Source organism: Nocardioides terrae, from assembly GCF_900112345.1.
In the GTDB taxonomy this organism is placed as follows: domain Bacteria; phylum Actinomycetota; class Actinomycetes; order Propionibacteriales; family Nocardioidaceae; genus Nocardioides; species Nocardioides terrae.
Map to the genome: position 1 here is coordinate 1 of NZ_FOLB01000026.1, position 11,680 is coordinate 11,680.

Annotated in this window: 9 protein-coding genes; 3 read left to right on the plus strand and 6 right to left on the minus strand. The window is 67.4% G+C overall.

Features of this window, described 5'->3' with window-relative positions:
- On the minus strand, positions 1-228 hold a 228-nt coding region (locus tag BM236_RS18400; RefSeq protein ID WP_175507751.1), incomplete at its 3' end, for a helix-turn-helix domain-containing protein.
- A 205-nt stretch (positions 229-433) separates the two neighbouring features.
- On the opposite strand from BM236_RS18400, the gene BM236_RS18405 reads away from it, so the two are divergent.
- Both BM236_RS18405 and BM236_RS18410 read left to right on the plus strand, forming a co-directional pair.
- Complete coding sequence (locus tag BM236_RS18405) at positions 434-1,381, plus strand: alpha/beta hydrolase (protein ID WP_091126722.1); 948 nt, start codon at positions 434-436, stop codon at positions 1,379-1,381.
- Positions 1,382-1,411: 30 nt separating this feature from the next.
- Positions 1,412-2,149 carry an alpha/beta fold hydrolase gene (locus BM236_RS18410; protein WP_091126723.1) on the plus strand — a complete coding sequence of 246 codons (738 nt, stop codon included), beginning with the start codon at positions 1,412-1,414 and terminating at the stop codon, positions 2,147-2,149.
- A 73-nt stretch (positions 2,150-2,222) separates the two neighbouring features.
- On the opposite strand, the gene BM236_RS18415 is transcribed toward BM236_RS18410, so the two are convergent.
- The 4 genes from BM236_RS18415 to BM236_RS18430 form a co-directional block, all read right to left on the minus strand.
- On the minus strand, positions 2,223-3,950 hold the full coding sequence (locus tag BM236_RS18415) for a DUF2075 domain-containing protein (protein WP_091126725.1): 1,728 nt from the start codon (positions 3,948-3,950) through the stop codon (positions 2,223-2,225).
- Positions 3,931-4,257, minus strand: a complete 327-nt coding sequence (locus BM236_RS18420; RefSeq protein ID WP_091126726.1) for a nucleotide pyrophosphohydrolase — start codon at positions 4,255-4,257, stop codon at positions 3,931-3,933. Before BM236_RS18420 ends, BM236_RS18415 begins: the two co-directional genes overlap by 20 nt.
- A 27-nt stretch (positions 4,258-4,284) precedes the next feature.
- The gene (locus BM236_RS18425; RefSeq protein ID WP_139230169.1) at positions 4,285-4,842 is read right to left on the minus strand and encodes an excalibur calcium-binding domain-containing protein; all 558 of its coding nucleotides are present in this window, start codon (positions 4,840-4,842) and stop codon (positions 4,285-4,287) included.
- A 424-nt stretch (positions 4,843-5,266) separates the two neighbouring features.
- Positions 5,267-8,887, minus strand: a complete 3,621-nt coding sequence (locus tag BM236_RS18430) for a PIN domain-containing protein (RefSeq protein ID WP_139230170.1) — start codon at positions 8,885-8,887, stop codon at positions 5,267-5,269.
- 203 nt (positions 8,888-9,090) lie between these two features.
- Here BM236_RS18430 and BM236_RS18435 point away from each other — a divergent pair, with 203 nt between their 5' ends.
- The gene (locus tag BM236_RS18435; RefSeq protein WP_175507755.1) at positions 9,091-11,241 is read left to right on the plus strand and encodes a KAP family NTPase; all 2,151 of its coding nucleotides are present in this window, start codon (positions 9,091-9,093) and stop codon (positions 11,239-11,241) included.
- A gap of 170 nt (positions 11,242-11,411) precedes the next feature.
- On the opposite strand, the gene BM236_RS18440 is transcribed toward BM236_RS18435, so the two are convergent.
- Positions 11,412-11,680, minus strand: a 269-nt coding sequence (locus BM236_RS18440; RefSeq protein ID WP_139230171.1) for an integrase core domain-containing protein, incomplete at its 5' end; no start/stop codon positions are given.

Here is an 11,680-nt window from a genome sequence, read left to right on the forward strand (position 1 = left end):
CTTCTGCTCGACCTCATCGCTGGTCCTGGTGGGCATTGTGTGCGGCCGCGAGGACCGCGTCACCAATCCGGCCTCGCCTTCGGTGGCGTAGCGGTCGATCCAGGTCCGCACGCACTTGCGGGAGACACCCATCGCGGCCGCGATGTGAGCTTGGGGCCAGCCGGCCTGGTGGCGCTGGACGATCAGTCGACGACCGTGAACGGTCAGCCGGGCATTACCGTGGGACACGAGAACCTCCGGGTTGGAGTGGGCCTTAGACAAGCCACATCCCATTCGGAGGTTCTCGTTCGTTCAACCAGGCTCGCCGCTACCAACGTCCTGGCCGGGTACACCTAGGGCGGAAGCACCATCAGGTGGGGCCTGACCCGGCGCCGTCACAACGCGATCCGCTGCCCGGTCGAACTGCGGAACCCTGAACCGGAAGGAGTCCCCCATGACCGACCACTACCTGGAGCCCGAGGCCCAGCGGCTTGCCGACCTGACCTCGCAGCCGCCCTTCTTCTACGAGATGACGCCCGAGCAGGCGCGCAAGGTCCTCGACGACGTGCAGGCCGCCCCCATCGAGAAGCCCGACGTCGACGAGAAGTGGATCACTGTCCCGGCCGCGGTCGGCGACGTGAAGGTCCGCATCGTCAAGCCGGCCGGCGCCACGGGATCTCTGCCCGCGGTGCTCTACCTCCACGGCGGCGGCTGGGTCCTCGGCAACGCGGGCACGCACGACCGCCTGGTCCGCGACCTGGCGACCGGTGCCGACGCGGCGGTCGTCTTCGTCGAGTACGACCGCTCGCCCGAGGCCCGCTACCCGGTGGCCATCGAGCAGGCGTACGCGACCGCCCAGTGGATCGTCGCCCACGGCGACGCGGAGGGGCTGGACTCCTCACGCATCGCTGTCGCCGGCGACTCCGTGGGCGGCAACATGGCCGCCGCCGTGGCGATCATGGCCAAGGAGCGCGGTGACGTCACGTTCTGCCAGCAGTCGCTGTACTACCCCGTGACCGACGCGGCCCAGAACACCGCCAGCTACGCCGAGTTCTTCGACGGCCCCTTCCTGCTCGGGAAGTCGATGGCGTGGTTCTGGGACGCCTACCTCCCCGACGAGGAGCGGCGCGGCGAGATCACCGCGTCGCCGCTGCGGGCGACGATCGAGGAGCTCCGGGGTCTGCCCGAGGCGTTCGTCGTCGTCGACGAGAACGACGTGCTGCGCGACGAGGGCGAGGCCTACGCCCGCAAGCTCATCGAGGCCGGCGTACGGACCACCACGGTGCGCTACAACGCCACGATCCACGACTTCATGATGCTCAACCCGCTGCGCGGGTCCGCGGCATCCACCGGCGCCGTCGAGCAGGCGGTCCACATCCTCCGCAAGGCCTTCGCGGCCTGAGCGTCCGTCACCGACGAAAAGAGCATCCCCATGTCAGAACAGTCCCCCGTCGTCGTGCTCGTGCACGGCGCGTTCGCCGAGTCCGCGAGCTGGAACGGCGTCATCGACCGGCTCCAGGCCCGCGGCGTCGAGGCCGTCGCCGTGGCCAACCCGCTGCGCAGCGTGCGCGGCGACGCCACCTACCTCCGCGACGTGATCGCCGGGATCGGGCGACCGGTCCTCCTGGTCGGCCACTCGTACGGCGGCATCATCATCACCGGCGCCGCCGGCGCCCGGAACCCCGCCGTCGTCGGCCTCGTCTACGTGGCGGCGTTCGCTCCGAGCGAGAACGAGAGCGCCTTCGAGCTGTCGTCACGTCACCCCGGCAGCACGCTGGGCGACGCGCTGACGTCGTACCCCGTCAGCAGCGGCGGCGACGAGCTGGCGATCCGCCGCGACCTGTTCCACGAGCAGTTCTGCGCCGACGTCCCCGCAGACGTCGCCGCGCGCCTGGCGAGCACCCAGCGACCCGTCACCCAGCAGGCGCTCACCGACGGGCTCCCGACCGACGAGCCCGGCTGGACCACCGCACCGAGCTGGTTCGTGATCGCGCAGGAGGACCGCAACATCCCCGCGGCCGAGCTGCGGGACGAGGCCCAGCGCGCTGGGGCGCGAGCCGTCATCGAGATCGAGGGGGCCTCGCACGCCGTCAGCGTCTCGCACCCCGAGGAGGTCGTGGAGACGATCCTGACGGCGCTGGCCGCGGTGACGCCTGCTGAGGCTGCCTGAGCTTCACGGCGCCGGGGGTGGCTCTCGATGGGGCTCCCCCGGCGTGGTGCTCTCGCCGTCCCGGCTGAGAGCCTCAGGGCCTGCCGGACTCGAAGAAGCGTCGGAGGTGCTGGCGGAGCGGACGGTCGGAGACGTAGACGTAGGTGCCGAGCATGCCGCGCGTCAGGAGAACCGCATAGATGTTCGCGACCAGGCCGAGGATCTCGTCGTCGCTGAAGGTGATCCCTCGGCGCGGCATGTTGTTCGCCGCCGTCGGGTCGAAGTAGTTCGTTCGATCGAAGACGAGCCGGCTGCGGTCGGCGTCATAGCGGAGGTCAGGGCCGATGATCACGCCTGCGTAGTTGAGGTCGTAGCCCTGGACGGTGTGGATGACGCCGACCTCGTCGAGGGACGTCGGGGAGCTCACCCAGTCGACGTCGGTCGCGTTCCACCGCATGCGGACTCCGTCGATCTCGATGTCGTACGCCGTCTTGTCCCGTTTGCTGCGCCACGGCCACGCGAACCCTGCGACCAGACGGGCGAGCCCGACCTCCGCGTTGCGGGCCCGGATCGCACTGCGCATGGCGGCCATGTCGTCGAAGAACCGCACGTCGTAGTCCGCGAAGGTCCGCGGTTCAGGGGCGGAGTCGCTCAGCACGGCGCGCACGTAGCCGACGTAGTCCTCCCCGGCTCGCACGCGCATCTGTGTCGTGAGCCGATACCGCCGGTGCTGGGCGTCGCTCCGGGCGATGAGGTCGGCAAGCGCGGACCCGGGGACGTCACCGGTGTGGACGCTCTGAGCCGCATCCATCAGGAAGATCTGGCGCGTGCTCTTGGCCCTGACCCAATCCAGCTGGGTGAGGGCGGGATCGTCCTGGCCGAAGAGCTTGAGGTTGATGTCCGAGAACATCTTGTAGAGCGGACCGGCCGGCTGGTTGCCGCTCTGCCGCAGTCGATGGGCCTCGTCCACGATGAGGAGATCGAAGTGGTCTGGATGGTTGCCCATCTCGAACGCCGACGTCACCATCCTCGAGTCGAGGCCGGGGGTCCGCTTGAAGACCCGTTGGATCGTCTTCCGCAACGACATCTGCGGCACGACGAAGCCGATCCGGAGGTCGCGGACGAGTTCCGGATAACCCTCGACGAAGAACTCGGACAGCGGCGACTCCGACTCGACCTGTTGCGAGGGATCCCAATTCTTCAGGTCACTCAGCAGCTTCATCAGATAGACGGCGACAACCGTCTTTCCCGTTCCCGGGTCGCCCTGGACCACGATCTGGCTGGCCGAGTCAGCCTCGATGTCGGCGAGCAGGCCCTCGACGATGTCGAGGACGACGATCTCCTGGTCGCTGGTCAGCGCCTTGAACGGCGAGAGCTTGAAGAGGTCCGAGTTCTCGATCTCGGGCAGCGTCTTGCTGAACAGGCCGTCCTGCCGAAGCTGGTCGAAGATCTCGGAGAAGACCTTCTGGTAGTCCTCGCGGCCGAAGTAGTCACGATCGGCGATGCCGACGTTCCGGTTCATGACCTGATAGGTGCCGTCTCCCGAGAGCCGCTGGATCAGGAACGCCTCGAGGTCCAGGCAGACGGACTTGTTGAACGTCGGGTCCAGCACGACCCTGGCGCCCTTCAGATGCCGCTTGTCCGCCGTGGCCAGGTGCTGGCGGAAACGGGTTGCGACGTTGAGCGACTCCCCCACGTAGATGCGGTCGTCCCCGTCAAGTGCGTAGACGACCGGCCAGTTGCGGAATCGTGGGTCGAGCTGTGACCACGCGTCGATCTGCGTGGCCGCGAAGGGTCCTCGCTCAATCCGGAAGCTGGTCATACTTCGTGCTCCGGCCGGCGGCCTTCTCGACCGGGTACTTGCGCTTCGTCTCCTCGAGCTTCCGCAGCACGATGTCTTGGGGGTCGACGCCCAGCCTGTCTGCCAGCAGGAGGCAGTAGGTCAGGACGTCCGCGAGCTCCTCCTCGACGCGCGCAGGATCCGCGTCGTCGGACCACTGGAAGCACTCGAGCAGCTCACCGGCCTCGATGGAGATCGACTTGGCGAGGTTCGCCCGGCTGTGGAACTGCGACCAGTCACGCTCAGCGACGAACGCTCGAAGGGCGTCGATCGCGGCGTCGGTCGGCATGGCCGAATGCTAGTGCCGCAAGGCTGTTCAGCGGGGCCAGGCCGCGATGACCCGCGACTGCCCGGCCTTGGTGGTCGACGTGCCCGCAGTACGGCACCGGACCTGGCCAGCCGGCGGCGGCCACGTGCTGGCGAGTGAAGCCTGACCCTTGTGGTTCGTCTTGTGAGCCTTGGGCCACCGGTGCCAGCGGCCGCCGTTGTCCCGCCACTGGAACGTGACGTTCTTACCCACGTACGCCTTCCCGGAGCGCTTCACGGTGCAGGTGAACTTCCAACGGTGGGCAGCGACGGGCTTCCGGGCGATCTTGATGGTGACGGTCGCCTTGGTCGTATGGGTGGCGCCGCCCCCACCAGTGCCACCGCTGCTGGTGCCGCCGCCTCCGGAGGGAAGCGAGTCGCATGCGCTGCCGTCGCCATCCGCGTCGAGCCCGTAGGGATCTCCCGGGAGCATGTACTGCTGAGCCTCTTCCTGCGTCGAGAAGTCGCCGCAGTCGTAGTCGAGGGCCGCATGCGCCGGTCCGGACAAAGCCACAGTCCCGGAGACAGCGAGGGCTGCAGCTGCGATGAAGGAAGCCAGTTTTGCCATGACCCCGATGGTAAAGACCGCCGCCTTGGCGCGCTGCCGAATGGGATTTCTGACCGAGAACGGCTGTCAATCGGACGCCGTTCCGACAAACGCGCGTCGCCAGGCAGTTCGACCGGCGGAACGGCGGCTGGCGACCAGCCCATGCGCCCATGACCCGACATCCGGGCACCGGACCACTCCGAGCGTCACACCGCCCAGATAGACGGTGTGCGACGGTGGTCGCCACCAAGCGGAAGGGCCTCGCTACTTGACTGCCTCCGGCCGGTAATCGCCGTGCCAAGCGCTCGTGGCCGGGAGCAGCGCTTGCCTACCGACGTTGGCAAGCGCCTTCATCTCAGGTGCCTGTCTAGTTCAAGCAGCCGGGGCGTTGAACGCCATCGCAGCTCACATGCGGGAAGCTGGTCGCGGCCTCTGGTGCATCCACCTAGCTGCCCGTGGTGAGGATGACCTCAACCGTTGTAATGCGGTCCTTCTCCTCAAGGTTGGCGACAAGCATCAGGACAAACTCGGCTGCCTGCGGCGCGCCATGCTTCTCGCTGATGACAATGAAGATCCTTTCGATGACCGCCCGCAGCGGGTCGGTCGTACCGGGGAGCTCGGCGGTGGCCGCCCGGATGCCCTGCATCACGAACGCGAGCGTGTCGGGCCGGAGCCAGGGCTGTGCGGTCAGGTGGCTGAGGAAGATGCGGATGTTCTCCGAGGCACCCTCGACGTTGCCGTCGGTCATGCGGACCAGTCCGGCCGCGGCCGCCCAAGACCAGCTGGCGAGTGCTGCCGGCGAGCTGGTTGCCACGTGTGCCATCGCGCCAGCGGCGAACCGCAGGCAGTCGGCCGGAACGGCCCAGGAGTGGACGCGGGAAAGCGCGAACGCCGCGCCTTTGGGTTGCCAGCCGTCGATCTCGGCAGCGAGTTCCATCACGTCTGGGTCGAAGTCGATGTCGACGTGGAACCCGGCGATTAGCGTGGCGCGAACGGCAGCAGCGATGCCAGGGGCGATCTTTCCGGCCGCGACCAGCGCGGCGATGAGGTCGACGGTGCCGAAGGTCTGGGCTCCTTCAGATGCTGCGAGCTGGCGCAGGGAGCGGTCGTCGCACCAGAACGCTCGCTGTTCCGCGAGGGCGAAGTCGAGGGCGCTGAGCCAGGTGCCTTCGCCGGCGAACTCTGCGAACCGTTTCAGTCCGGGCCATCCTCGGCGTTCGGACCTGGAGAGCAGCTCGACGACGCGATCGGCTCGATGGGAAAGGGCTTCTGCCTCGGCCTCGTCGGTCTCGGTGATGAGGGGGCGCTGGTTCTCGGCGTCCCAGCCGAGCGTCATGGTTGACAGCATGTTGAGGCTGTGTTGTGACGCGAGCGCGTCCCGGTAGGCCGAGTCGGTGGTCGCTACGGTCAGGAAGGAGCCGAGGAGCTGGTTGACGATGCCCGGTTCCAAGAGGCTGAGGGTCACGGCGGCGGAGCCGTCGATGACGACGCTGGTGCCGAGCGCGGCTGTTGCTGCTGCCGCTGCGGCGCCCGCGGTCGGAGGGTGGTGGCTGAAGACCATGCCGGCGGCGCGCTTGATGGAAGCCTCGACGTAGGGGCGGCTGTAGAGCTCGGCGAGGAAGCCCAAGGGCAGCTCGCCGCGTTCGACGCGTTCGCGGATGTCCTTGAGGGCAGGGTCTTCGGCCGCGGTCGCTTTCAGGATCTCGGCGAGGGACCCGATGAGGTCGTTCTCGTCGAGGGTGAACTTTCGGAAGACCCCGTTATCGGGATGGGCTTCGGTGAACTCGTCGGTGGCCCGGTGCAACTCGGAGATGTCAGCCTCGGCGACGTCACGTTCGTGGCGCCGCAGCCCGGAGTAGATCTGGATGAGGAAGACTCCGACAAGGTCCGGTTCGTCCTGCCAGGCGCTCATCATCTCCAGGGAGCGCTGAACGAACTCCACGCTGTCATCACACTCGGCGGCCAGACCAATCCATGTCCGCGCGTCGCCGGCGTTGCGGGGTTCAGCGGCCTTCCCGTTGTAAGTGAGCGCAGCCCAGGCGTCAGCACTCTTCCCCGCGCGGACCAGGCTATGGACCAGCGCCCATCGGATCGTGAGGTTTTCTGGTGCCATAACGGCCATCTCGCGGGCGAGGGGCAGGGACCGTTGGAACTCGCCGAGGGACTCAAGCGCGTCGAACTGGATGGACAGGCACTCGATGCGGCCGGCCCACCCTTGGCCACCCATCGACAACGCGGTCCCGGCGACGTCGTGCGCCCTCTCGTAAGAGCCGGCCGCCAGGTACCGCGACGCGGCCATCTTCATCATCAAGGCGTGGTTCCAACGGGTCGCGCCCGCCTCCAGCACTGCGGCAGCGTCAGCGGTCTTGTCTTCGGCGACCAAACGTTCGGCCAAGAACACGGTGAGCTCTTCAGACTCCGAGGCGCGAGCCCGCAGCAGGGACATGTCGGCGTCGGGGGTACTCATGACCTCGTGGACGGTGCGGATCCGTTCAATCGCCATGCTGTAGCCCTCAGGGAGGGTGTTGAGGTCCGGGAGGCTCCGCCCGAGCGGTGCCAGCGCCGAGGCGGTCTGCAGCCGCGCCGTGTCGTCGGGTGCGCTGGCCCAAGCGTTCAGCCATGCGGCCTCAGCGCGCTCGGGATCCTCCTCGGCGAACGCCGTCCAACCCTCCACGGTGTGGGTGACGAACGGGTCACCGAGCGCTCGGGCGACTGCCTGGGCGTTCTCGAAACGGCCCATGGTCGCGGCGAGGATTGCCGATTCTCGGCGAAGTCGGTCGTCGCGAGCTTCGTGTGGGAGTGCGTTGCCATCGGGTGCGGCCTGGGTGAGCCTCCAGGCACGGTCGATGTCGGTGGCCAGCGCGGAGGCCTTCACCGCGGTCAGGATGGGCGCGACGCTGTCTCCGAGCCAGCTCCGTCGGGAGTCTCGTGCCGTGATGGCCAGCTCGTAGGCTCGGGCGAAGTCATCCAGCGGATGGTCGCTCCACCCGTGGTGGCCGCGGCTCAGCAGCGCTTCCGCGGTGCGCAGGACGTTTCCGCTTCCTTGGGGATGCGACTCCGCCCCGGCTACACCGATGGCGATCGCTCGGTTCAGGTCTCCTCGCCCGGCCGCGGCGGCCGTCTGGAGGACCGCCTTGATTGACTCGTCATTGGCAGTCTCGGGTGTCCAGTCATCAAGCAAGGCTTCCGCCGCGGCGAAGTCATCGGCGGCGATGGCCTCGCCGGCTGCTGCAAGCGGATGCTTCGGCACCGAGCGATTCCACAGCTCCTGCGCCCGAGCAGTGTCTTCCGGCGTGCCGGTGCCGATGATCAGGCCGGCTCGGGCCCACCAGTAGGACGGGTCGGCGCCGCGCTCGACGCCCCTGGTGATGAAGGTGATCGCCGGGTCGCTGGCGCCGTAGTCGGCGGCGACCCGGGCGAACCAGCACCACACCTCTGCAGGTGCGTCGACGAGGCCGTGCGGCGGGTCGGTACTCCAGTGCTGCAGCAGGGACCGGCGTTCCCGGTTTCCGGCCAGTGTGATGACCAGCGCGCGTAAACCGGTCCAGCGTTCTTCGAGTTCCGCAGCTTCGGCTGCGCGCCACGGATGAAGCTTGTCGAGCGCGAGTTTGAATGCGGTTGCGTCTCCGCCCGAGTTCAGCACGGCGCGCTGTTCGAGGGCCTGGATGGCGTGCTCGATGCGGCGCGTCGACGCCACCTCCGCGTCACCGGACGACATCCGCCGCAGCGACTCGTCGATCACCATCTGGAGAACTTGAACGCTTGCCTGTTCAGGGCTCAAACCGGCGGGCAGGTCGTCGAGTGTCAGCCGGTGCGCGCAGTCGCGGAGGGAGTCGGAGTCTCCGGCGGCGATGCTGAGGCGCACATCGTCGGCCTTCAACCACACGTTCAACTGACGCCAGCTGACGGTGATTCCTTCGTCGGCGGCGAGTTTGGAGACCGCTCGTGCGACCCGGACCCGCTGAGTCTTCTTGCCGAGGAGGCCTGCGACCTGCTTCCCCGCGACGCTGCCCATGCCCTTAGCAACGCTGGGCGCGGCAGCGACAAGTAGAGAAATCGGATCCATGGTGAGCCCCTTCGACGTGACGCTGTCCATCCTTCAGCACGGGTCCGACTTTTCGGCACAGGCGGACACAACTGTCGCTGTGGACTCTGTCGAACTACCGTCTCCGCCTTACGGAGCGGGGTGCGCCATTCCGGCGCCAGCGTGCGGGATTCGTCCGGCGTGCCGTCGACTAGAGACGGCTTTCTGACCTGAGACTTACCAACGTGCCCACGCCTTGGACCGACGCGCCGATCACTGCGAAGAGCGAGGACGAGCTTGATCGGGCTGGCTACGCCGTCCGCGCCGCCCAGCTGATTGCGGGCAGCCACTCGTGGGAGGACTCGATCGCCTTCGGGCTCACGGGCCCTTGGGGCAGCGGGAAGAGCTCGATGCTGGCCATGATCTCCGAGGAGCTCAACGCCAGCTACCCGAGCTGGCAGGTCGCCCGGTTCACCCCTTGGGCGACGGGTGATGTCGCCGGGCTGCTCGGCGACTTCTACGCATCGTTGAGTCAGGCGCTCCCACGCCGCCGGTCAAGGGAGATCCGCAACGCGCTAGGCACGCTCGCGCAGGTGTCTGCGCCCGCGGCGAACGCCATCCCATGGGCTGGCGGGGCAGTTGCTTCGGCGGCCGGGTCAGCCGGGGCAGCCCTGAAGAAGCAGACTCCTTGGGACAAGGCGTTCAAGACGGCGGCGGCCGAGCTGAAGAAGCTGGACACGCCGGTCCTGCTGATTGCTGACGACATCGACCGGCTGCAGACCGAGGAGCTGCTCGCGCTGCTCAAGGTCGTCCGTCTCCTCGGCCGGTTCCCTGGGGTGCACTACCTGCTCGCCTACGACGAGAGCACTCTGTTCCAAGCGCTCTCCGAAGCGAACCTCGTTGGCGAGGACGACGGCGCCGCAGCCCGCTTCATGGAGAAGATCGTCCAGTACCCGCTCGTGGTGCCCCCACTTCTGTCCACCCAACTGCTTGCCAGGCTCGACGCCGGTCTTGACGCAGCGCTCGCAGAAGCGGGAAGGCCTCAACCAAGCAGCGGGCGGCTGGGGCGGCTCGTCGAGGTGTACCGGTCCCAACTCGGAACCCCTAGAGCCATCGACCGGTACCTCGCCCAACTGCGTCACCACCTGCCCTTAGTCGACCCCGAAGAGATCGACGACGAGGACGTCATCGTGCTCACCCTTCTCCGCACTGCGTTCCCGACTCTCTACCAACAGCTTCCGCGTTGGCGCGATCGGCTGATCTCAGGGCACACCAGCGAGATCAAGCGCAGCACCTCGACCGGCGTCGAGTACGAGCTGTTCGACATCGAACCGCTGCTCGAGATGGTGCCGAAGAACTCACGGTCCGACGCCCGGGCCCTGCTCACTGACTTGTTCCCGAAGCTGCGGTCGGGCGGGCTTAGCTACGCCTCCTCGGACCGTGGCATCAGCGACACCCGGTACTTCGACCGGTACTTCGCGATGGGGATTCCCTCCCACGATGTCTCGGACGTCGAGGTGGCGAATGCGACCGCCGACGTCGGGCACGGGAACCCGTCCGCGCTCACGGCGCTGCTTAGCCAGGCGAGTCCGGACCGGGTCGTTCTCGTAGTCGACAAGGGTCGGCGGTTCACTGAGAACCTGCCCGAGGACGATGCCGGCGACGCGCTCCGTCTCGAGCTCGTGAAGCTGCTGGTCGCCGTGCTCGACAGCGTCCACGACAAGCCGAGCTTCTTCATGAGCCCGCGTGAACGGGTGGCCGGGTGGGCGAGCCACGTCGTCACCCAGTTGTCCGACAAGGTGCCGGCCGCCGCATTGCTCGAGGCCCTGGACGCCGCCTCCAAACTGGCAGCGAAGATCGAGGTCGTCTACTTCGCCGACCGCCAGGAAGGACCCCGACCTGCCTGTCTCGACAAGGTGATCGCAGAGCTGGGTGTGCAGGCTACTAAGGAGATGGTCGTCCACCTCGAGGCTCGAGACGACGCCCCCGAAGACGTTCAGCCGGGATCGCTCATCCACTTCTTGTTGAGCGCCGGCCAGATCGCCCCGCTGGCTGCAGCAGTTGCCGAGGGCCTCAACTCGGGCGCATTCACGATCGCAGACGTCGCTGCCCGGGTGATCCCGACCCGGATCCTGTACGGGGTCGGGACCCAGTACGAGCTCAGCGACTTCGACCAGGAGACCTTCAACGCCCTGGTTCCAGCGACCCCCGACCCGTGGTACGAGTCACCGCAGACCGAGGTCGACAAGCACAACCTCAGCTGGGCGAACCGGCGTGCCTACGCGTCCGGCCGAGCCAAGCAACCTCCAGCTACACCGCCACCGGCGGCGGCGAACACCGACACCGCTGCTGACCCCAGTGCCCAGACATCGCAGTCCGAGCAGTCACTGGAGTAGCAGCCAGGTAGCCATTTGAAACGGGTGCAACGGCGTCTCTGAGGTGCGTCTATCCGGCACCCTCGTGCCAGGCACAGGTCTTACGTCCGCGGATGCGCCGGCGCCCGTCTAGATGTGATGCCCAGGCAGGGTCTGCCCCCGCTTTGGTTGACACTCGGGGTTTGCAGTAATCAGGCCGCGTTTGCGGCGGCGTAGATCATCTCAAACTCGACCGGGGTGAGCTTGCCGAGGGCGCGTTGGCGACGGCGTCGGTTGTACTTGGTCTCGATCCAGGTGACGATCGCGAGCCGGAGGTCTTCGCGGTTCTCCCAGCGCCTGGTGTTGAGGACGTTCTTCTGCAGAAGGCTGAAGAAGCTCTCCATGCTGGCGTTGTCTCCGGCGCCGTAGGAGCGGCCCATCGAGCCGATCAGGCCGTTGTTCGCCAGCAGCCGCTGGGTGC